At 66.9% G+C, this 21902-nt stretch carries 20 protein-coding genes; 14 read left to right on the top strand and 6 right to left on the bottom strand.

The features are described 5' to 3' along the window. The first annotated feature begins 73 nt into the window (after positions 1-73). The 3 genes from thrS to ELEN_RS09530 all read left to right on the top strand — a co-directional run bounded on the left by thrS (position 74) and on the right by ELEN_RS09530 (position 2978). Complete coding sequence (gene thrS, locus ELEN_RS09540) at positions 74-1987, top strand: threonine--tRNA ligase (protein ID WP_015760843.1); 1914 nt, start codon at positions 74-76, stop codon at positions 1985-1987. Between the two features lie 140 nt (positions 1988-2127). Further along, on the top strand, positions 2128-2445 hold the full coding sequence (locus ELEN_RS09535; protein ID WP_015760842.1) for a PadR family transcriptional regulator: 318 nt from the start codon (positions 2128-2130) through the stop codon (positions 2443-2445). Further along, positions 2442-2978, top strand: a complete 537-nt coding sequence (locus tag ELEN_RS09530; protein WP_015760841.1) for a DUF2812 domain-containing protein — start codon at positions 2442-2444, stop codon at positions 2976-2978. Before ELEN_RS09535 ends, ELEN_RS09530 begins: the two co-directional genes overlap by 4 nt. 220 nt (positions 2979-3198) lie before the next feature. Here the strand turns inward: ELEN_RS09530 and ELEN_RS09525 are convergent, their stop codons facing one another. Continuing rightward, positions 3199-4020, bottom strand: a complete 822-nt coding sequence (locus ELEN_RS09525) for a hypothetical protein (protein WP_015760840.1) — start codon at positions 4018-4020, stop codon at positions 3199-3201. A 154-nt stretch (positions 4021-4174) separates the two neighbouring features. On the opposite strand from ELEN_RS09525, the gene ELEN_RS09520 reads away from it, so the two are divergent. The 3 genes from ELEN_RS09520 to panF all read left to right on the top strand — a co-directional run bounded on the left by ELEN_RS09520 (position 4175) and on the right by panF (position 6656). Continuing rightward, the gene (locus ELEN_RS09520) at positions 4175-4765 is read left to right on the top strand and encodes a response regulator transcription factor (protein WP_015760839.1); all 591 of its coding nucleotides are present in this window, start codon (positions 4175-4177) and stop codon (positions 4763-4765) included. Between the two features lie 84 nt (positions 4766-4849). Continuing rightward, positions 4850-5125 (top strand): YhdT family protein, encoded by a 276-nt coding sequence (locus ELEN_RS09515; protein ID WP_015760838.1) that lies wholly within the window; start codon positions 4850-4852, stop codon positions 5123-5125. Next, a complete protein-coding gene (gene panF / locus ELEN_RS09510) occupies positions 5118-6656 on the top strand; it encodes a sodium/pantothenate symporter (protein ID WP_015760837.1) in 1539 nt (512 codons plus the stop codon). Before ELEN_RS09515 ends, panF begins: the two co-directional genes overlap by 8 nt. On the opposite strand, the gene ELEN_RS09505 is transcribed toward panF, so the two are convergent. Continuing rightward, entirely contained in the window at positions 6653-8326 is a 1674-nt protein-coding gene (locus tag ELEN_RS09505; RefSeq protein WP_015760836.1) for a cation:proton antiporter, read from the bottom strand. The genes panF and ELEN_RS09505 overlap by 4 nt on opposite strands. A gap of 135 nt (positions 8327-8461) precedes the next feature. Between ELEN_RS09505 and ELEN_RS09500 the strand changes: the two genes are divergently transcribed. Both ELEN_RS09500 and ELEN_RS09495 read left to right on the top strand, forming a co-directional pair. After that, entirely contained in the window at positions 8462-8785 is a 324-nt protein-coding gene (locus ELEN_RS09500; RefSeq protein ID WP_009608252.1) for a heavy metal-binding domain-containing protein, read from the top strand. Between the two features lie 12 nt (positions 8786-8797). Further along, a complete protein-coding gene (locus tag ELEN_RS09495; RefSeq protein WP_009608260.1) occupies positions 8798-9724 on the top strand; it encodes an ion transporter in 927 nt (308 codons plus the stop codon). A gap of 1026 nt (positions 9725-10750) precedes the next feature. Here ELEN_RS09495 and ELEN_RS09490 read toward each other — a convergent pair. Further along, positions 10751-11683: a patatin-like phospholipase family protein gene (locus ELEN_RS09490; protein ID WP_009304245.1), complete on the bottom strand. Its 933-nt coding sequence runs from the start codon at positions 11681-11683 to the stop codon at positions 10751-10753. Between the two features lie 281 nt (positions 11684-11964). Between ELEN_RS09490 and trxA the strand changes: the two genes are divergently transcribed. Next, on the top strand, positions 11965-12273 hold the full coding sequence (trxA, locus tag ELEN_RS09485; protein ID WP_009304247.1) for a thioredoxin: 309 nt from the start codon (positions 11965-11967) through the stop codon (positions 12271-12273). A gap of 82 nt (positions 12274-12355) precedes the next feature. Here trxA and ELEN_RS09480 read toward each other — a convergent pair whose 3' ends face one another. Then, the gene (locus ELEN_RS09480) at positions 12356-13138 is read right to left on the bottom strand and encodes a MerR family transcriptional regulator (protein ID WP_009608283.1); all 783 of its coding nucleotides are present in this window, start codon (positions 13136-13138) and stop codon (positions 12356-12358) included. Between the two features lie 133 nt (positions 13139-13271). Here ELEN_RS09480 and ELEN_RS09475 point away from each other — a divergent pair, with 133 nt between their 5' ends. After that, positions 13272-14615 (top strand): MATE family efflux transporter, encoded by a 1344-nt coding sequence (locus ELEN_RS09475; protein ID WP_009304249.1) that lies wholly within the window; start codon positions 13272-13274, stop codon positions 14613-14615. Positions 14616-14753: 138 nt separating this feature from the next. Here ELEN_RS09475 and msrA read toward each other — a convergent pair whose 3' ends face one another. Beyond that, positions 14754-15971, bottom strand: a complete 1218-nt coding sequence (gene msrA / locus ELEN_RS09470) for a peptide-methionine (S)-S-oxide reductase MsrA (protein WP_015760834.1) — start codon at positions 15969-15971, stop codon at positions 14754-14756. A gap of 208 nt (positions 15972-16179) precedes the next feature. On the opposite strand from msrA, the gene trxB reads away from it, so the two are divergent. The 4 genes from trxB to ELEN_RS09450 all read left to right on the top strand — a co-directional run bounded on the left by trxB (position 16180) and on the right by ELEN_RS09450 (position 20703). Next, the gene (trxB, locus tag ELEN_RS09465) at positions 16180-17154 is read left to right on the top strand and encodes a thioredoxin-disulfide reductase (protein WP_009304251.1); all 975 of its coding nucleotides are present in this window, start codon (positions 16180-16182) and stop codon (positions 17152-17154) included. Positions 17155-17294: 140 nt separating this feature from the next. Beyond that, entirely contained in the window at positions 17295-18368 is a 1074-nt protein-coding gene (gene prfA, locus ELEN_RS09460) for a peptide chain release factor 1 (RefSeq protein ID WP_009304252.1), read from the top strand. 1 nt (position 18369) lies between these two features. Continuing rightward, complete coding sequence (locus tag ELEN_RS09455; protein WP_015760832.1) at positions 18370-19407, top strand: N5-glutamine methyltransferase family protein; 1038 nt, start codon at positions 18370-18372, stop codon at positions 19405-19407. 462 nt (positions 19408-19869) lie between these two features. Then, on the top strand, positions 19870-20703 hold the full coding sequence (locus tag ELEN_RS09450; RefSeq protein ID WP_009304254.1) for a purine-nucleoside phosphorylase: 834 nt from the start codon (positions 19870-19872) through the stop codon (positions 20701-20703). Between the two features lie 91 nt (positions 20704-20794). Here ELEN_RS09450 and ELEN_RS09445 read toward each other — a convergent pair whose 3' ends face one another. Further along, a complete protein-coding gene (locus ELEN_RS09445; protein WP_015760831.1) occupies positions 20795-21856 on the bottom strand; it encodes a PTS sugar transporter subunit IIC in 1062 nt (353 codons plus the stop codon). Between the last annotated feature and the right edge of the window lie 46 nt (positions 21857-21902).

Here is a 21902-nt window from a genome sequence, read left to right as displayed (position 1 = left end):
GGCGCAAGGCGCGCTCGCTGCGAACCGATCGTGCAGGCGCTTTGTGCGCGCCCGGCACAGGAAAGGAACAGATATGAACATCGTACTTCCCGACGGCTCGAACAAGGGGCTCGCAGACGGCTCCACCGTCGCCGACGTGGCCGCGTCCATCGGCGCCGGCCTGGCGAAGGCCGCGCTCGCGGGCATCGTGAACGACCAGCCGGTCGATCTCTCGGCTCCCGTGGCCGAAGGCGACTCGGTTGCCATCGTCACGGCCAAGAGCGACGAGGGGCTGGAGCTTCTGCGCCACTCCACCGCGCACGTCATGGCCGCCGCGCTCGTCGACCTCTACGGCGACGTGCAGTTCGGTGTGGGGCCGGCCATCGAGGACGGTTTCTACTACGACGTGAAGCTCGACCGCGCGCTGTCGCCGGACGACTTTGCCGCCATCGAGGCCCGCATGGCCGAGATCGTGAAGGCCGACGAAGCCTTCGAGCGCCGCGTGGTCACGCGCGCCGAGGCCGAGGAGATCTTCGCGAGCCAGCCGTTCAAGCTGGAGCTCATCGCCGAGCTGCCGGAGGACGCCGTCATCACCACGTACACCATCGGCAAGTTCACCGACCTGTGCCGCGGCCCGCACCTGCCCTCTACCGGCAAGCTGGGCGCGTTCAAGTTGACCAAGCTGGCCGGCGCGTACTGGCGCGGCGATGCCGAGCGCGAGATGCTCACCCGCATCTACGGCACCGCCTTCTTCAAGCAGAAGGAGCTGGACGAGCACCTGCGCAACCTGGAGGAGGCCGAGAAGCGCGACCATCGCAAGCTGGGCCGTGAACTGGGGATCTACACCATGGACCCGCTGGCCGGCGTGGGTCTGCCCATGTACCTGCCCAAGGGCGCGCGCGTGATCCGCACCATGCAGGAGTGGCTGCGCCGCGACCTGTACGAGCGCGGCTACGAGGAGGTCATCACGCCGCACGTGTACAACGCCGACGTGTGGAAGACCTCGGGCCACTACGGCTTCTACAAAGAGAACATGTACTTCTTCAACATCAACGAGGGCACCGACGAGGATCCGCGCCTCACCGAGTACGCCGTGAAGCCCATGAACTGCCCGGGCCACGTGATGCTGTACAAGAGCGAGCTGCATTCCTACCGCGACCTGCCGCTGCGCTACTTCGAGTTCGGCACCGTGTACCGCCACGAGATGAGCGGCGTCGTGCACGGCCTGCTGCGCGCCCGCGGCTTCACTCAGGACGACGCGCACGTGTTCTGCACGCGCGACCAGGTAGTGGACGAGGTGGTGGCCATCCTCGACCTCGTGGACCACATCATGTCCACGTTCGGGTTCCAGTACGAGGCCGAGATCTCCACGCGCCCGGAGAAGAGCATCGGAACCGACGACATGTGGGAGCACGCCACCAACGCGCTCAAGGAAGCCTGCGCGCGCCACGAGCTGGCCTACGACATCAACGAGGGCGACGGCGCGTTCTACGGCCCGAAGATCGACATCAAGGTGAAGGACGCCATCGGGCGCACCTGGCAGTGCTCCACCGTGCAGGTGGACTTCAACATGCCCGAGCGCTTCGAACTGACCTACCGCACCGAGGACAACACCGAGGAGCGCCCCTGGATGCTCCATCGCGCCATCTTCGGCTCCATCGAGCGCTTCCTCGGCATCCTCATCGAGCACTACGCCGGGGCGCTGCCGCTGTGGCTGGCCCCCGTGCAGGTGGCCGTGCTGCCGCTGGCCGACCGTCACAACGAGGCCGCGGCCGAGCTGGCGAAGCAGCTGAAGGCCGCGGGCGGCCGCATCGAGGTGTACGACCAGAACGAGCCCATGCGCGTGAAGATCGCGAAGGCGCAAAGCCAGAAGATCCCGTACATGGTGGTGCTGGGCGACAAGGAGATCGAGAACGGCACGGTCAGCGTGCGCGAGCGCCACGAGGGCGACCTCGGCGCGTGGCCGGTCGAGCAGCTGGTGGAGAAGCTGCGCGAGGCCGCGCTGTAGACGCTTGCTCCCCATCCTCCGCGTGACAGCGACCTCGGCAGCGTGCCGGGGTCGCTTTCTTTTTCACGGTTGCGTACTATATCGGCTTCCGATATACTGACTATATCGGAAGCCGATATAGTTTTGGAACGGAGGGAACCGTGGAATCGATCGCGCTGACCGAGGCGGTGTTCTACATCCTGCTCTCGCTCGACGAGCCGCTGCACGGCTACGGCATCATGCAAAACGCCGAGCGCCTGAGCAACGGCCGCGTGCGCCTGGCGGCGGGCACCCTGTACGGCGCGCTCGACACGCTGCAGAAACGGCGCTGGATCGAGCCGGCGCCCGGCGCAGGGTCGGGGCGCAAGAAGGAGTACCGGTTGACGGGCGCCGGCCGCGATGCGGTGCGGGTCGAGCTCGACCGGCTGCGCGAGCTGGTGGGAAACGGCGAGGAGATCGTGGGGAGGTGGTCGGCATGAAGCGGGTCATGCACCGGCTGTTCTGGGCATGGGATTTCGACCGCGAGGAGGACTGGCTGAACGCCTGGGCCGCGCGCGGGCTGGCCCTCGTCGACGTATGCGGGATCCGCTACGTGTTCGAGGAGGGAGCGCCGGGGGAGTACGAGTACCGTCTGGAGCTGCTGGAGCATACGGCGGGCAGCTCCGAGGGCCGCTGTTATCTGGACTTCCTGCGCGATCTGGACATCGAGTGCGTCGGAACGTACGGCCGCTGGGCGTACCTGCGCCGCCCGCGCGATGGCGCGCCCTTCGACCTGTTCTCCGACATCGACTCCAAGATCGCGCATCTGCGCCGCATCGAGGTGCTGGTGCTGGCCGTGCTCCTCGTCCAGGTGACGACAGCGGCGAGCCTGCTGCATAGAGACAGTTTCCTGCCGGAAATGCTGCCGATCGCCGTGCTGTGGGCGGCGATCATGATCCTCATGGCGTGCGGGTTCGTCCGCATCGCCCGCAAGCTTCGCCGGTTGAAGCGCGAGCGCGCCGTGCGCGAGTAACTACGCCCTAGGTTGTCATCCTGAGCGCAGCGCTGCAAGGCGCGGAGTCGAAGGATCCCATGCGGCGACAGCGGAAAGCGCCACGGCTGGCGCCGCATGGGATCCTTCGCGTCCCCGCTGCGCGGGGCCTCCCTGCGCTCGCTTCGCGTGCTCGGGAGCTTGACAGTCCGCTGGACTGTCAAATGCTGCGCTCGCTCAGGATGACGAAGGGGGCGCTGGTTCAGCCCAGCCAGAGGCGATAGATGGTGGGCGGGTCGTAGTCGGCCAAAGCTACGCAGAAGCGGGACGGGTCGATGTTCTCGTAGGCCGCCGGATCGCGGAACGTGTTCTCGTAGATGAGGGACGGTACGGTCCAACTGCGCGTTTCTCCGGGCTCGAGCACGTTCCAGCCATCGGGTAGGTGCTTTTCCACGAGGCCGCGGTCGGAGGATTCGCCGTACATTTCTTCGAACAGGTATTTGTCGCTGCCCATCCCATTTTCCAGCGTGTCGTTCGCTCCGTTGGCGTCCTCGCTCCATAGAACGAAACGGGGGAGCGTTTGGGCATGATCGCTTGTGTTCGTCATCGCGATATCGACGAGCAGTACCTTGCATGCGTGCTTGCGTGCCTCGGTGTAGCCCGTCGTCTCCGCATAATGAGGGTACCACTCCGCGAAAGCCTCCAGCGAGACCGTCTTGAGTCCCTGTGCGGCGAACTCGATGCCGCTGGAGTCGTAGAGGTACGATTCAGACGCGAGGCGTTGCTCGCGCTCCTCGTCGGACCAGGAGCTCCGTTCATCCTCGCTGACGCTGAACCATTTACCCCAGGTCAATCCATCGGTTTTGTAAGTTTGCCCGAAGGGGATGTCGACAATCCCTTCTGCGACGTATCGGCTGTTTCCGCTGGCTTCGATGGACGACGCGTAGCTCTCGTCTCCGACGGTCAGCTCGCGCGGCTCGCCGGGGGCGAACTGGAAGGCGAACCAGACGAACGCGCAGGTGGCCGCCCCGATGCAGGCGGCGCCGATCAGGGTCCGTGCGATTCTGCTGCGTGCTGCGCTCATAAGGCTCTCCTTCTTCGTGTTCTTCTGCATCCAACCTAGCACGACCCTCGGCGATGCGGCAATGATGAAGTTTTTCATCACCGGTTCTGCCGGCCGCGCCGGGCGGCTTGCGCTATGCTGGGACGATCCAAGCGGCAAAAGGGAAGGGGCGGCGATGGTTTCGTGGTTGACGGTGGCGGTGCTGGCGCTGACGTGCGTCGTGTACGCCGCGTTCTGCGCGGCGGTGGTGCGGGCGTTTTTCCGCACGCGCGTCAACCGCACGGCGTATCGGGCGGCGGGCGCGTGGGCTGCCTGCTTCGGCGTGACCCTTGTCGGATCGCTTATGGCGCTCGATACGCGGGGCGTCGATGCGGCCGCGACGTTCGCCGCCTGCGCGTGTCTCTTGTCGTTCCCGTCGTGCCTGCTGCTCGAGCGCCGCTGGCGCAACCGCGACATGGCCGCTGCCGTGGCTTATCTGCAGCTCCATCGGCCGGCTCCCCGACCTGCAACGCCGGCTGCCGCGCCGGGGTCGGAATGGGGCACCGGCCTCGACGCCACTTGCGCGCGCCTCGCGCGCTCCTACGACCTGACGCGCCGCGAGGAGGACGTGCTGCGCCTGCTCATGGAGGGCCGCACGTTCGCCGAGGCCGCCGACGAGTTGGTGGTGTCGCTCAACACGGTGAAGAGCCACGTGCGCCGCATCTACGCGAAGATGGGCGTCAACGGCAAAGCCGATTTGCTGGAAAAGGTGTCATCGGCCATCTAGCCCCAACTGGGGCGCGCGGGACGGCTGCGCTTGGTGTACCATACGTTGGACGAAACGGCGCGGCGACGGCGGGGAGGTGCGCGCATGGCGCAGAGGGAACTTGCGAGCTATCGGGATAAGCTCGCTCAGACGAACAGGGAGGCGAAGGCCACGGCGGCAGCGCTGGCCGTCATCGTGGCGGTGTGGCTCGTGGGCGGGTTCGGGCTCGCAGGCTTCGACGTCCAGCTGTTCGGCACGCCTTTGTGGATAATCGCGGGGTGCATGGGCACATGGGTCGCCGCGGTCATCGCCGCCATCGTGCTGGCGCGGTTCGTGTTCGCCGACTTCCCGCTGGACGACGAGGAGGGCCTCGATGGGTAACCTCGCCGCGCTCGTCCCCGTCGCGCTGTTCCTCGCGTTCGCCGTAGGGCTCAGCGTGGTCGTGCGCCACCGCACGCAGAGCGCGTCGGACGACGGCGGCTTCGTGAAGGAGTACTTCATCGGCAACCGCGGCCTGGGCGGCTTCGTGCTGGCCATGACCACCATCGCCACGTACGGGTCGGTGAGCTCGTTCGTGGGCGGTCCGGGCCAGGCGTGGAGCATCGGCTTCGGCTGGGTGTACATGGCCGTGGTGCAGGTGACGGCGCTCGTTCTGCTGTACGGCATCGTGGGCAAGAAGATGGCGCTCATCGCGCGCAAGCTCGATGCGATCACGGTGGCCGACGTCATCCGGGCTCGCTACGGATCGAACGCGCTCGCGAACTTGTCGGCCGCCATCGTCGTCGTGTTCTTCGGCGCCACCATGATCGCGCAGTTCGTGGGCGGTGCGAAGCTGTTCGAGGCCGTGACCGGCTACTCCTACGTGTTCGGCCTCGTGCTCTTCGGCGTTGCCGTGATCCTGTTCACCACCATCGGCGGCTTCCGCGGCGTGGCGCTGACCGATGCGCTCTGCGGCATCGCCATGCTCGTGGGCATCGTGGTCCTGGCCGCGGGCATCCTGGACGCCGGCGGCGGCTACGAGGCCATCATGGGCTCGATCGCGCAGAATCACCCCGAGATGCTGGAGCCCACGTCCGGCGGCAACATGCCGCCGTCGCTGTACCTTACCCAGTGGCTACTCGTGGGCGTGTTCACGTTCGTCCTGCCGCAGTCGGTGGTGCGCACGATGGGGTACAAGGACGTGAAATCGCTCCACCGCGCCATGATCGTGGGCACCGTCATCATCGGCGCCATGATGATCGGCGTCACGGCGCTCGGCGTGTTGGCCGCCGGCGTGCTCACCGAGGATCTGGCGGCCTACGGCGGCAGCGTGGACAACATCATCCCGCTGGCCATCTCGCGGACGTTGCCGCCGGTGCTGGCGGGCATCGCCATCATAGGGCCGGTGGCCGCCTCCATCTCCACCGTGTCCTCGCTGCTTATCTCGTCATCCTCGGCGCTGGTCAAGGACGTGTGGATGCATTACGCCGAAGCGCGCGGCCGCCGCATGGGGGAGCGTGCGCTGTCCGTGTCGAGCCAGGCGGTTACGCTGGGGCTGGGCGCGGTGGTGTTCGTGCTGGCCGTCGTGCCGCCCGACGTCATATGGAAGATCAACATGTTCGCCTTCGGCGGCCTTGAGACGGCGTTTTTCTGGGTGATGGTGTGCGGCCTGTTCTGGAGGCGGGCGAACCGGACGGGTGCGCTGTGGTCGATGGCGGGCGGTACGCTGGCGTATTGCGCAACGATGGCGCTCGGCTTCAAAGTGGCCGATCTGCATCAGATCGTCATAGGCATCGTCGTGGCTGGCGTGTGCATGGTCGCAGGCTCGCTGGCCGGCAAGCAGGCGCCGGCCAGCCGCATGGAGGTGTTCTTCCCTGATTGCGACAGCGGCGCGGAGGCTGCGAACGGGTCCTCGGCCCGCCGCGCGGGCTAGCGCCGCCGGCCGTCGCGTTCGTCGGGGTGCTCGTCGCGACGTTGTCGCGCGTCCTCGAACATCTGCCTGACGTCGTCTTCGCTCAGTCCCATCCGCTCTGCCGCACGACCCATCTCGTCCATGCGCCGACGGTACTCGCGCACAACGCGCTCGGCCATGCGACGCCGCCGCTCTTCGCGATGCTGCAGAGCCTGCGCCAGCAGCGGGTCGTCTCCGTCGGGACGGGCATCGGGTGCCAGCTCGCGACGCGCTATCTCCTGCGCGGCCAGGTCGAGCGCCTCGTCGATGGCGCGCTTGCGGGCCGAGCGACGTTGCAGCAGCGCCGCTTGCTCCTCCCAGGACTCGCCGTCTCGGCCGCGCTCCTCGCGCCGTGCCGCCAGCCGCTCGAGCGCCTCCTTGCGTGCCAGCATGCGCTCCAGCTCCCAGTGCTCGCGCAGGATGTCGCCGATGTCGCGCGGGTTGCGGCTGATCTCCTTCACGGCCTCGATGGGCTTCGCGTCGGCCACGCGATAAGTGAGCATGCCCATCAGCGGCATGAGGAACACGGTGATGGCTCCGGCGGCCACCAGCACGCTGGCCGTCTCCTGCGACATGGCGTTTGCGCTCACGGCTACCGAGGTCACTGCCACGATGATGGGCAGCGCCGTGGTGCAGTACAGGGCGATGGTCAAGCGGTTGTGCGTGGAGATGCTGCGCGTGTCCTTGCCGGTGGCGAGTGCGACGAATATGGGCACGGTGCGGATGAGCAGGAGCAGCACGATGAACCCGACCAGCATCACAGGCTGTTGGAACACGGCCATGAGGTCGATCTTCGCGCCCGAGGCGACGAAGAACACGGGAATGAGGAAGCCGTACGCCACGCCGTCCAGCTTATGCTCCAGCGCGTGATCGCCCTCGGGAATGATGTAGCGCAGCACGAACCCGGCGGCGAACGCGCCCAGCACGATGTCGAGGTCGAACGCCGCGGAGAGCGCCACCAGCCCCACCAGCAGCAGCACGGTGACGCGCATCATGGTCTGGGAGGTGCCTTCCGCGTTCTCGGTGAGGAAGTTGAACAGCTTGTGCCCGGCCTTCTTCGCCTTCGCGGGAACGACGGCCGCCACCACGCACAAGGCGACGAACGCGAGCAGGATGAGAACGGTCTTCCATTCCGCGCGCGTGGACAAGAGCAGCGCCATGGCCAGCACCGGGCCCAGCTCGCCCCAGGTGCCGTAAGCGAGGACGGATTCGCCCACCTGCGTTCCCATGAGCCCGCGCTCCTTCAGGATGGGCATGAGCGTGCCCAACGCCGTCGTGGTCAACGCGATGGCGATGGCAACCGACTCGAGCTCGTTGGAAAACAGGCCGCTGGCGAAATGCACGAAGAGGAACGCCAGGACGATGGATACGCACCAGGTTGCCAGCCCGCGCTTGCCCTGGCTCCCGGTGAGGCTCTTCGGATTGATCTCGTAGCCGGCTAGCAGGAACAAAAACGCCAGGCCGAGGTCGGACAGCAGCCCTACCGCGTCGGTGAGCACGATGGCGCCCGTCATGTTCGGCCCCAGCAACGCTCCGGCGATGAGCAGGAACACCGTCTCGGGAACCAGCTTGTTGGGGATGAGTTTGGCGACGATCGGGCAGGCTGCCGCGACGAGCGCGATGATGGCGAGCGAAACGAGGTCGACGGTCATAGGTTGCCTTTCGTGCATGTTTGGCATAGGTGCAGGTAAACGTTGCTATTGTACACCCTCGGCTCCGCGCTGATCGTGGTATGCTAACGGACACGCAAAGCGCATCGGTTCGCTCGTCCGTTGAAAGGAACGCCCATGATCGTGACCACTACCCCCTCCGTCGAAGGCTACCGCATCACCGGCTACTACGGCATCGTGTTCGGCGAGGTTATCACCGGCATCAACTTCCTGCGCGATTTCGGCGCGGGCATCCGCAACATCGTGGGCGGCCGCAGCGAGGGCTACGAGCAGGAGCTTCTGCAGACCCGCAACGAGGCTCTGCAGGAGCTGGAGCAGCGTGCGGCCTCCATGGGCGCGCACGCCGTGGTGGGCGTGGACATGGATTACGAGGTGCTGGGTCAAGGCAACATGCTTATGGTGACCGCCTCCGGCACCGCCGTGACCCTCGAGCAGGCGTAAGGGGCCGACGCGATGGGCGCAGCGAGGCGAAACGCAGGGCACGCGGGGGGTGCGCGGGATGCGAAGCGCGCGCCCCGCCGCGCCCCCTCGGCGTTCAAGCGGCAGGCGTACTTTGCGCTCGAGGACGTGCGGCGCGGCAACGCCGTCGCGCGCATCGTGGGCATCGCGCTGTTCGCGCTCATCGTCGCGAACGCGATCCTCGTGTTCGCCGAGACGCAGCCCGGCATCCCGGCCGGGGTGTCGGCGGCGCTTCTGGCCTTCGGGCTGGCGTCCAGCGTGTGCTTCGGCTTGGAGTACGCTGCGCGCCTGTGGACTGCCGACCTCGTCCATCCCGACGCATCGCCCGCTCGCGCACGCATGCGCTACGCGCTGTCGCCGATGGGGATCATCGACCTGCTGGCCTTCGCGCCCGGTTTGCTCGTGCTGTTCGTGCCCGTGTCGTCCCCCATGCTGAACGCGGCTCGCATCGTCCGCCTCGTGCGCCTTATCAAGCTGTCGCGCTACATGCGCGGTCTGCGCTCCATCGCGTGCGTGTTCCGAAAGCGCCGCCCGGAGATCGTGGCGGCATTCATGGTGCTCGCCCTGCTCACCGTAACGGCCAGCGTGCTCATGTACGAAATCGAGCATCCCGTGCAGCCCGAGAAGTTCGACAGCGTGTTCACGGGCATGTACTGGGCGATGACCACCATCACCACCACGGGCTACGGCGACCTCGTGCCCGTCACGGCCGCCGGGCGCCTCGTCGGCTTCTGCACGATGCTCCTGTCAATCGGCGTGGTGGCCATTCCGGCCGGCATCTTCTCAGCTGGGTTCGTGTCCGAGTTCCGGGCTCAGGATGCGCGCGACCGGCTCGATGCCGACGCGTTGCAAGGAGGCTTCGACGAGCGCGCTGCGGAAGGCGGGCCGGCCGAAGGCGGGGAAGCGGACCGCGACGCCTAGGGAGCCTGCGTTCCCGTCAGGCCCTCTGGAGCGCCGCACCCGCGCGCCTGGTCCCCGCGCGCCTGGTCCGTCCGCGTGTGATTTTTCGGCACGCGGCACCTGCGCGCGGCCAAGATGCTTCGCGTGAAACATTTGCTCTCAAGCGCCCGATTGCTTCACGTGAAATAATCGGGCGCGTCGAAGCGGGGTGCAGGGTGGAGCCCGTGTTGGCATAGGCTCTACGGCGGGTCGCCCGTGCCCCCGCTCGCGTCGCCTCTGCATGCCTCTGCATGGCAGAGATTGCACGCTATGCACGATTCGCCGCCATCGCCGTTTCTTCCGACCTGGGTTTTCTTCCTACGCCTTTGACGACGGACCCAAATAATCGTGCATAGCGTGCAATCTCTGCCATCCCGCTTGCCAGCCCGTCGTCAGGCCGATGCTGAAGCGAGCCCATTCGCGTCGGACGCGACGGCTTGCCCTCCCGCCCCGCGCGCCCCGCGCTCCGCCCGCGAGTCCCGCGCGCCCTGCGCTTTGCCTGCCCGTCCCGCGCGCCTCGCGCTCCGCCCGCGAGTCCCGCCCCCGCATGCCGCGAAAGAGGGGGCACCGGGATCGAGCCGCCCTTGGCGAACCGCTAGAAACGGCGAAGGATCCGAGTGTTTCACGTGAAACATCTGTTCTCAAGCACCAGATTGTTTCACGTGAAACATTTGAGCGCATCAGGGTGCCTCGAGGCGAGGAGGGGTCGGAGCCGGATCGCGTCGCCCGCGCGGGCTCCGCCGGTTCTGCGCATCCGTGGTGCGGTGGGGGCGCGGGCGCGGTTCTACACGGGCGCGAGCGCGACGCGACGTCCTGCGGCTTCTACACGGGTGCGTGAGCGGCGCGACGCCCTGCGGCTTCGATGCGGGCGAGAGCGTGGCGCGACGTCCTGCGGCTTCGGCGCGGGCGCGCCGCTGTGCGCCGGACAACTGCGCGGGAAGAGGGCCACATGCGCAGGCCGTTCGTGCGAACGGGACGCCTTGCGATGCGGGTGCGCTGAGCCGGCCTTTACGCCTCCAGGTACGCCTGGAGCGCGGGCCAGCGACGGGCCGCTTCGGCGTAGCCCTGCTCGTAGAGCGCGAACAGCTTGTCGGCGTCGCGCTCCATGCTGCCCACGGTAACCGGCTCGGGAGGCCTGATGAGGAACAGCTTTCCGGCATCGTGCAGGCGAGGCAGCGCGCGGTACGTGCGGTTGTACTCGTAGTGGCGGTGCTGCAGGCGCTCGAGGTAGTGGGGGTACAGTCCATAGCGCTGGCGCAGGATGGCCATGAGCTTGTTCGGTCCTTTCACGTAGTCGGCCGCCTGCGTGAGCACCACGATGTGCTTGCGCGCGCCCGTCAGCATCGAGTACATAATGGGCACGCTGTCGCAGGTGCCGCCGTCCAGCAGCAGCTTGCCGTCGACGTCCACGATCTGGCTGACCAGCGGCATGGACGACGACGCGATGAGGTAGGGCAGGTCGGCCAGCGAGTCGGCGAAGGGGTGGTAGTCCGCCTCGCCGGTGACGAGGTCGCTGGAAACGGCGATCAGCTGCATGGGCGACTGGTCGAACCCGGCGTAGTCGAACGGCTCCAGGCGGTTGGGGATCTCGTCGAAGGCGAACTCGCGCCCGCAGGCGTTGCCGGTGCGCACGAAGCTCTTCATGGACAGATAACGCCAGTCGTCGCAGTACTTCGTGTTGAGGTAGCACGTGCGGCCGTCTTCGCCGGCCACGTAGTTGTAGCCGCACAGCGCACCCGCCGACACGCCGATGACGCGCTCGCAGAACAGCTTCTGATCCATGAAGAAGTCCAGCACGCCGGCCGTGAACTGGCCGCGCATGGCGCCGCCTTCCAGCACGAGGTTCACCGGGACGGTGCCGTGTCCGCGCCAAGCGGGCACGTGCGACGATGCGGGCGAGGAGGCGGGTGCTGCGGAGGCGTGCTCGGTCGTTTCGCTCATGCGGGTTCCTTTCTGTGGGTCGTCTCCGATTATATCTCAGCGCGCCCGCCCCTCGAGCATTCGCAGGCAAGACGTGCAACAAGGCCGCCGTCTGTGGAGCAACGATGGAGGAGACCGTCCTCGACGACCGTTCACCGGGCGAAAATGTCGGGAATGTCGAGATTCATGCTCCGAACCGTAACAATTTGATGCACAGTTGAGCAAACGCGTTTACAATACGATGCGAACAAGAATTGCCGCGGGTGAGAGATGCGCGCGGCCCCTACAAAGGAGGCTTTAACATGAGCGAGGTCGTTTCTTCTTCCGATTTCCAGTCCAAGGTGCTTGATGCGCAGGGTCCCGTTCTCGTGGACTTCTTCGCCACGTGGTGCGGTCCGTGCAAGATGCTCGCGCCCACGCTCGACGAGGTTGCCGCCGAGACGGCCGGCAAGGCAGCCGTCTACAAGCTCGACATCGACCAGAGCCCCGACATCGCGCAGAAGTACGGCGTCATGAGCGTGCCCACTCTCATGGTGTTCGAAAACGGCCAGGTGAAGAACCAGGCCGTGGGCGTGCAGCCCAAGCAGAACATCCTCTCGATGATCGGCTAGCTTCTTCCTCGGCCTGAGGCGGCGAAGCCCTCTCCGCTCGGAGGGGGCTTTTTTGCGCCCGCATGCCGGATGTCGCCCGGGCTTACCGGTCGTCTGCGGGATCGCGCGGCGTTTCCCCCACCACCCAGGCGCGATGGCAGTCCCAGCGTCCTGTTTCGTCCGATGCCGTCAGAAGGTAGTTTCCCACCACCGCCTGAGGCTCGATGCCTTGGCGGGAGGCTTCGGCGAACAGCGCGGCGGCGTTGCTGGCGTCGGCAGTGGGGGACACTTTGAGCAGGCACTCCCGGCAGGTCGTCTCGTCGTGAGCGCTCGATCGGCGCCAAAGCACGGCACCGTCCTGCGCGCCTGCGTCCACGGCCGACTCGTAAACCTCGTCAGGCTTGTCCGCAAAGACGACCACCCCGTAGCGCCAGGGCTCCTCCACGAGCAGCTTCCAGGGAGCCGCGGCATCGTAGTCGATGGCGCTCAGGCTGCCGATGGCCGGGGAGCCGGGCTGCATGCCCGCCCGTCGCAGCTCCTCGGCTTTCGCGTTGAGCGCGCGCTGGCGGGCGAGGCGCGCCTTCGTGGCTTCCAGCTCGGCGATGCGCTGCTCGACGCCGTCCTCGGTGCGCGCGAGGGCCTCGTCCAGGCTGCGCGCCGAAAGCGCTCGGTACCCCCGCAGCTCCTTGACCGGCACGCCCAGTTTGCGGTAGAACGCGATCTCGCTGGCCTCGATGAGATCGTGCAGCGAATACTGGCGGTAGCCGTTCGCTTCGCCCCGTCCGGCCTGCACGAGGCCCTCGCTTTCCCAATAGCGCAGCGTGGAGGAGGCGACGCCCAGGTAGCGGGCTGCTTCTTTGATGTCGTAGAGGCGGGGCAAGGTCATGGGCGCGTTCCTTATCGATGGTCTGAAGATTCGGCGAATCCCGCACATTGCGGGCTTTACCTTAAAGCAGCTTTAAGGTTTAGAGTACCATGCGGAAAAAATCTCAGCAAATTGCATATCGGAGCGACATGACATGATTACTAGAGGCATGCTCAAAGAGTATTTGAAATACATCGTCCCCACGATGATCACGTTCACGCTGGGCGGCGTGTACAGCATCATCGACGGCGTGTTCGTGGGACACGCGGTAGGAGACGCGGGCCTGGCCGGCATCAACGTAGCCTTCCCGCTGGTGGCGTTCATCATGGCCGTGGGCACGGGCGTCGGCATGGGCGGCGGCGTGATCTCGTCCATCGCGCGCGGCGCCGGAAACGAGGCGAAGGCGCGGCGCGCCATGGGCACCACGCTCACGATGCTCGCGCTGTCCGCCGTGCCCATCATGGCGCTGCTGTTCACGCTGGCGACGCCCATTTGCGAGCTTTTAGGAGGCCAGGGCGAGACGCTGGCGCAGGCGGCGGCGTACACGGGCGTCATCGCCTGGGGCGTCCCGTTCCAGATCCTCGTGACCGGCTGCACGCCGCTTATCCGCAACCAGGGGAAAGTGGCCTACGCGATGGCCGTGCAGGTGTTCGCCGGCTTGATGAACGTGGCGCTTGACTACGTGTTCGTCATCTTGCTGGGCATGGGCACCGCCGGTGCGGCGGCGGCCACCGTGGTCTCGCAGGTTTCGGCGTTTCTGCTGGTGCTGGGCTTTTTCCTGAAAAGGGAGAACCGCATCGCCGTGGCCGACTTGCGTCCCGACCGGCATATCGCGCTGCATGCGCTGCGGTTGGGGCTGGCGCCGTTCGGGCTGACCCTTTTGCCCGAGGCCACGGTGGTGGCCATCAACGTGAACCTGTCGATGTACGGCGGCGAGCAGGCGCTGGCGGCCTACGCAGTGGTGTCGTACACCGCCTGCGTCATCCAGATGCTCATCCAGGGCGTGGGCGACGGCTCGCAGCCGCTCATCTCCAAGCACTACGGCGCGGGCGACGCCGACGGCGTGCGCCGCTTCCGCAACACGAACTACCTGATCACCATCAGCCTGGGCGTGTTGGGGTTGGCGGCCATGTACCTGCTGCGGAATCAGGTGCCGCTGCTGTTCGGGGCGTCCGACGAGACGGCAGGGCTCATCGCGTACGCGCTGCCCGTCTTCTCCACCGCGTACGTGTTCTACGGGTTCACCCATGCGTCCACTTCGTATTTCTACGCGGTGGACGACGCGAAGGCGTCGAGCGCCATCGTGTACGGCGAGGCGCTGCTGGTCGTCCTCATCGTGTTCGGCGCGGCGCGCCTGTTCGGGCTCGACGGCATCTGGCTGTCGGTGACCGCCGTGCAGATGGTGCTGTCCGTGGCGGCCGCCGCTCTGCTGCGCTACCGTCATCGCGCGCGTCGGCCCGATCGCGCGGCAGAGCCCGCGGCAAGCGAGGCCTGCTAGCGGGCGCCCTGTCATCCTGAGCGAGCGCAGGGAGGCCCCGCGCAGCGGGGACGCGAAGGATCCCGTGCGGCGCCAGCCGTGAGATTCCCCGCTGGCGCCGCACGGGATCCTTCGACTTCGCGGCTTCCGCTGCTTCGCTCAGGATGATGCGGGGTCGAGCTCTTGCTCGACGAGGGGCTTGAGGTAGCCGTAGCCTTCGGCGTCCATGCGCGCGTAGGGCACGAAGCGCAGCGCTGCGCTGTTGATGCAGTAGCGCAACCCGCCCGTCTCGGCCGGGCCGTCGGTGAACACGTGGCCGAGATGAGCATCGCCCGCACGGCTGCGGACCTCGGTTCGATAGGTGCCCAGCGTCCGGTCGAGGCGCTCGGTGACCACCTCGCGCGCGATGGGGCGCGAGAAGGCGGGCCAGCCGCATCCGGCATCGAACTTGTCGGACGAGGCGAACAGCGGCTCGCCGCTGGTCACGTCCACGTAGATGCCCGGTTCGAACGTGCGGTCGTAGGCGTTGCGGAAGGGCGGCTCGGTAGCGTTCATGCGCGTAACGCGGTACTGGTCGGCCGACAGCATGCGGCGCAGCTCGTCGTCGGAGGGGGCGGCGTAGCCCGCCTCGCGGATGAGCGCGTCCACGTCCGCATCTGCAAGGCCGTCTTCGTTGCGCGGCCCGTCTGCGCGACGCGACACGGACGGCGCGGGGATGTCCTCGCGCTCGACCGCGCCCGCCGTCGCGGCGCCCTCGCCCAACGCGAGCGGTTCGCACAGCCCGTCCACCTGCACGCAGGCCCGGCCTTCCTCGAGTCCCATGCGCTCGGCGAACGCGTCGGCGCTGCGAACGTCGATGTGGCAGTAGCCGCCCGGGTTCTTCTCGAGGTAGTTCTGGTGGTACTCCTCGGCGGGGTAGAAGCCGTCGAGCGGCTCCACCTCGGTGACGATGGGGCTCGTATAGCGCGCCTGCTGGCGCAGCAGCGACGCCTCGATGGCGGGCAGGTCGGCCTCGTCGGTCCAATAGATGCCCGAGCGGTACTGGGTGCCGCGGTCGTTTCCCTGACGGTCAACCGACGTGGGGTCGATGGCCTCGAAGAAGGCGTCCAGCAGCACGTCGGTGGGCAGCACGCGCGGGTCGTAGGTTACGGCCACGGTTTCGGCGTGACCCGTGTTCCAGCGACATACGTCGTGATAGCTGGGGTTCTCGGTGGAACCGTTCGCGTAGCCGACGACGGTTCCGCGAACGCCCGGCAGTCGTTTCAGATAGGCTTCGAGCCCCCAGAAGCATCCTCCGGCAAGATACAGGGTGCGTAGCTCGGCGGGGGTTTCGCTCCCTGCCGAATCCGCGTTCGTCATGTTGCTCGCGTGATTCATGCCCGGTCCTTTCGATAGCGATCGCATTCATGGTAGTGCGGAGGGGGCGGACGCGGGGCGCATGCTGGAATCCGTCACGCATGCGTTGCCGGTCGCGCTCCGTTCCTGCCGTTTTAGCGCATATTGGTGCCAAGTTTGTGACATTTAGGCGACGTACCTTATACTTACACTCGGAAAACACGGATACACGCGAAACCAGGAGGCATGCATGACCGAGGAAACCGCGAGCAACGAAACATCTGCCGCGTGCAAGGCGGCATCGACGAACGACGTCATCGACGTCGCCGTCATCGGAGCCGGTCCGGCCGGGCTCACGGCGGGACTGTACGCCGCGCGCGCAGGCTTGAACGTGGTGCTGTTCGAGCGCATCTCGCCGGGCGGACAGCTTGCTCAGACCGAGCACATGGAGAACTACCCGGGCTTTCCCGAGGGAACGGGAGGCTTCGAACTGGCCTTCGCCATGAAGCAGCAGGCCGATCGTTTCGGCGCGAGCAACGTCGGCGAAGAGGTGGTGTCGGTCGACTTCACCCAGAACCCGAAGGTTCTGACCACCGCGTTCAACGAGTACCGCGCCAAGAGCGTGATCATCGCCACGGGCGCGCGCCCGCGCAAGCTGGGACTCGAGCTGGAGGAGGACCTGCAAGGGCGCGGCGTGTCGTACTGCGCCACGTGCGACGGCAACTTCTTCCGCGACAAGGAGGTCATGGTGGTGGGCGGCGGCAACACGGCCGCGGGCGACGCCATCTATCTGTCGCGCATTTGCAAGAAAGTGTACCTCGTGCACCGGCGCGACAAGCTGCGCGCCACGGCCATCTACCACAAGCGCCTGGAGGACCTGCCGAACCTCGAGTTCGTGTGGAACGCCGTGCCCCGCAAGCTCGTGGCCGACGAGGGCAAGCTGGCCGGCGTGCGCCTCGAGATGCTCGAGACGGGCGAGGAGCGCGACATCGCCGTGGACGGCCTGTTCGTGGCCGTTGGCACCGAGCCCAACACCGAGTTTCTGGGCGGCGCGCTGCAGTGCGACGAAACGGGATACATCGTGGCCGATGAGTCGTGCGCGACCGAGGTGCCCGGCGTGTTCGCCGCGGGCGACGTGCGCACGAAGTTCCTGCACCAGGTGGTGACCGCCGTGTCCGACGGCGCCGTCTGCGCCGAAGAGGCCGCAGAGTATCTGGCGATCTAGGATAAGATGCGGATCGACGGTCGATCTGCTATCATAAACCAGTTACAGCATAGGCGCCCGCTCCGCATGCTTGGAGCGGGCGTTCTTGGCGCGCGGGGCGCGCGAGCACGGGAACCACGTCGAAAAGGACAGCACCCATCATGCAGGATAACGATATGCGCGAGAAGCTGACGAAGATCATCGAAGCCTACGAGGATGTGCAGGCGAAGATGGGCGATCCGGCAGTCCTCGCAGATCAGAAGGAATACAACCGCCTGGCCAAAGAGTACGCCAACCAGGGTCCTCTGGCGAAGAAGGCGCGCGAGTACGTGCAGGCGGCCGACGATCTGGCCGAAGCCAGGGAGATGCTGGCCGATCCGGACATGAAGGAATTCGCGTTGGAGGAAATCGCCGGCATCGAGGCGAAGCTGCCGGCGCTCGAAGAGGATATCAAGTTCATGCTGATCCCGGCCGACCCGGCCGACGACAAGGACATCATCGTAGAGATCCGCGCAGCTGCCGGCGGCGACGAGGCGGCCATCTTCGCGGGCGAGCTGTACAAGATGTACGAGCGGTTCGCGAGCGCGCAAGGCTGGAAGACCGAGACGATGGACATGTCGGCCTCCGAAGCCGGCGGCTTCAAGGAGATCCAGTTCAAGGTCAAAGGCGACCACGTGTACTCGGTCATGAAGTTCGAGAGCGGCGTGCACCGCGTGCAACGCGTTCCGAAGACCGAGAGCCAGGGCCGCATCCACACCTCCACGGCCACCGTGGCCGTGCTGCCCGAGGCCGACGAGGTGGAGGTCGAGATCAACGAGAACGATCTGCGCATCGACGTGTACCGCGCCGGCGGCCCGGGCGGCCAGTGCGTGAACACCACCGACTCGGCCGTGCGCATCACGCACCTGCCTTCGGGCCTCGTGGTGCAGTCGCAGGATCAGAAGTCGCAGCTGCAGAACAAGATCGCGGCCATGGCCGTGCTGCGCGCCCGTCTGTACGAGAAGATGTTGGCCGAGCAGCAGGCCGCCGAGGGCGCGAAGCGCCTCGCGCAGATCGGATCGGGCGACCGCTCCGAGAAGATCCGCACGTACAACGGCCCGCAGGACCGCGTGACCGACCACCGCATCGGCTTCAACGGCACGTACAACGGCGTGCTTCTGGGCGACGGCCTGGGAGACGTGATCACCGCTCTGCAGGCCGCCGACCGCGCGCAGAAGCTGGAAGCCGCGGTCTAGATTGAACGACATCTGGACCATTCAGGCCGCCCTTGATTGGACGGTGGGCTACCTCGAGCGCAAGGGCGACGAGAACCCGCGGCTGTCCGCGCAGTGGCTGCTGTCCGAAGCGACCGGCCTTTCCCGCATCGAGCTGTACGCGAATTTCGAGCAGCCGCTGTCGATGGAGGAGCGCGATGTGCTGCGCGCCTACGTCACGCGCCGCGGCAAGGGCGAGCCTCTGCAGTACATCACGGGCGAGGTCGGATTTCGCCATATCACGGTGAAGGTTCGCCCCGGCGTGCTGATCCCGCGCCCCGAGACCGAGGTGCTGGTCAGTGAAGCCTTGGCGCTGCTGCCGGCGGCGCCGAAGCGGGTGGCGCAGCATGCATGGCCGGAAGACGACCTTCCCCCTGTCCCTTGGCCGGAAGGCGAAGCCGGGGAGCAACGCCCCGAGCGAACGGCCGACCAGGGCGTCGCCGAGGATGAATCGACGCCGGCCGTCGCCTCGGGTGAACCCGCTCCCGAGCCCCCCGAGCTGCTCGTGGCCGACCTCTGCACCGGTTCCGGCTGCATCGCCTGCTCCGTCGCCTACGAGCATCCGCTCGCGCGCGTGGTGGCGACCGACATCGTGCCCGAGGCCGTCGCGCTCGCTCGCGACAACGTGGCTGCCCTCGAGCTGGGCGACCGCGTCGAGGTGCTGTCGTGCGATCTGGGCGAGGGCGTCGATCCTACGCTCATGGGCGCGTTCGACCTCGTGGTGTCCAACCCGCCGTACGTGCCCACGGCCGTCATGGACGATATCCCCCGCGAGGTGGCCGAATTCGAGCCCGCGCTCGCGCTCGACGGCGGCGCCGACGGGCTTGACGTGCTGCGCCGCCTGCTTCCCTGGTGCCGCCGAGCCCTCAAGGAGGGCGGCGGCTTCGCCTTCGAGCTGCACGAGACCTGCCTGGACGAGGCCGCCCGCCTTGCCGAAGAGGCCGGCTTCTCCGATGTTCGCGTCACGGCCGATCTCGCCGGGCGCCCCCGCGTTCTCACCGCCCGAAAGCGCGCCGTGTAGGACGGATCTTCGGGGCGGCGCGGTTTCCGTGCGAGCCCCGGCGCTTCCGGCAGGACGCGGCATCCCGCGCGGGCGGGACAGGCTTATGCGCTGCCGGTTGCACGGTTTCGCTCTCGGATGTGCGGCAAAAACGAGGTTTTGGCAGTCATCGGCCGGTTCCCAGCTCCTTCTTCGAAGGATGCCGAAGCGAAACCCCAGGTCGCGGTTCGCGATCCCTGCAAAACGCGGTGCCCGAGCGGGTCGTCGGTGCCAAAACCTCGATTTTGCCGCACGTGACCCCAGCGAAACGGTGCGCGAGGCCCGTCAGCGCCGCCTCCGCGCAAGATCGGCGCTCGTGGAACCCGCCGAGCCTGCCGAACCCGCGCCGAACCCGCCGAGATCGCTGCTGCGAGCGTCCGTCCGTCCCGGACGCTCGCGCGTGGACGGCTATAATAGGACGGAACCTACGAACGGAGGGCTTCCATGCTTGAACGCAACATCCTCGACGACAACCTGACGCTTTCGGCCTACGTGCTGCGCCAGCGGCTGGAGGGCCGCGAACCGACGATCGGCCTCGTGCTGGGCTCGGGCCTGAATCCGCTGGCGAACGAGATCGCCGATGCGGCGAGCATCCCCTACGCGGAGGTGCCGCGCATGAAGACGAGTACGGCCGAAAGCCATGTGGGCCGCTTCGTCTGCGGCACGCTGGGCGGCAAGTGCGTGCTGGCCATGCAGGGTCGTCTGCACGCCTACGAGGGGAACAGCGCCCAGGAGGTGGCCTACCCGGTGTGGCTCATGGAGCGCCTGGGCGTGCGCACGCTTATCACCACGAACGCGGCCGGTGCGCTCAACCCGAACTACGAGGTGGGCGATTTCTGTATCATGGCCGATCAGATCAATTTCACGGGGCGCAATCCCATCGCCGCGCCCGACCCGGCGAACTTGTCGGACCGCTTCTTCTCCATGCTGGACGCGTTCGACCCCGAGCTGCGCGCCATCGCCCACGACGTGGCGGCCGAGCGCGGCGTGCGGGTGCGAGAGGGCGTGTACCTGGGCGCGCTCGGACCCAGCTTCGAGACGCCGGCCGAGATCCGCATGTTCCGTTCGTGGGGCGCCGATACGGTGGCGATGAGCGTGTGCGAGGAAGTCATCGCCGCGCGGCACGTGGGGATGCGCGTGCTGGGCATCTCGCTGGTGTCGAACATGGGCTGCGGCATCGAGGGCGCAAGCCCCACGGGACTCGAGGTGCTGGACGTGGCGAAGACGCGCGAGGGCGATTTCTCGCGCCTGATCACGGGCATCGTCGAGCAGCTGTAGTAGGAGAGGGGGAGCCGCTGCGAAGGAAGCGGCTGTGAAGGGAGCGCCGGCGCGAGCGGCTGCGCATGCGCCGGCGCTCCGTGCTGGCGCCTTACGCCTCCAGCAGTAGATCCCCTTCGGCGATGAGGCCGGCCTTGCGCATGAGCGCGCCCACGGCCCAGGCGATAAGCGCCGGCAGAACGAAGCAGACCAGCGCGAGGCCGATCCAGTCGAACGCGCCGGGCGCGGCCGCCCCGGCCTCCATGCCCGATATCCAGCCGGTGTACACGCCGATGGGGCCTACGAGCCCGCACGTTCCCATGCCCGATGCCACGGCGGGTCCGTTCTGGCTCAGCTGGAACACGCACGTGGCCACCGGCCCGGTGACGGCCGAGGCGACGATGGCCGGCACCCAGATCAGCGGCTTCTTCACGATGTTTCCCATCTGCAGCATGGAGGTTCCCAGACCCTGCGACAGCAGGCCGCCCCAGCGATTCTCGCGGAAGCTCAGCACGGCGAAGCCCACCATCTGGGCACAGCACCCTGCCAGCGCCGCGCCGCCCGCGAGCCCCGTCAGCCCGAGAGCGGCGCAGATGGCCGCCGACGAGATGGGCAGCGTCAGCGCGATGCCGATGACAACCGACACGATGACGCCCATGAAGAAGGGCTGCAGCTCGGTGGCCCACATGATGAACCCGCCCACCGACGAGGCCAGCGCGCCGATCCACGGTGCAGCCATCAGAGCCAGCCCGCAGCCTCCTAGGATGGTGACGGCGGGCGTGACGATGATGTCCACTTTCGTCTCCTTGGACACGGCCTTGCCCAGCTCGGAGGCGACCACGGCGACGACCAGCACGGCCAAGGGGCCGCCCGCGCCGCCTGCGTCGTTGGCGGCGAAGCCCACAGCGGCCAGCGAGAACAGCACGAGCGGCGGGGTGTGCAGCGCGTATCCGATGGCGATGGCCATGGCCGGCCCCGCCACGCTTTTGGCGAACGTGCCGATTTGGTTGAAGAACGCCAAGCCCGAAAGATCGCCCACGGTGCTCAGGATGGTGCCGATGAGAAGCGAAGCGAACAGACCCTGCGCCATGGCCGACAACGCGTCGATGGCGTAGCGTTGGAAAGTGACCTCGATATCCTTGCGCTCTAGAAACGCTGCGACAGTTGATGCCATGATACCCCGTCCCCCTTGGTTCGACCTGCATGTTCGTATGAGGAAC

The organism is Eggerthella lenta DSM 2243, from assembly GCF_000024265.1.
Taxonomy (GTDB): domain Bacteria; phylum Actinomycetota; class Coriobacteriia; order Coriobacteriales; family Eggerthellaceae; genus Eggerthella; species Eggerthella lenta.
The sequence above is the reverse complement of the archived record's forward strand: the minus strand, read 5'-3'. Positions and strand labels throughout refer to the sequence as shown.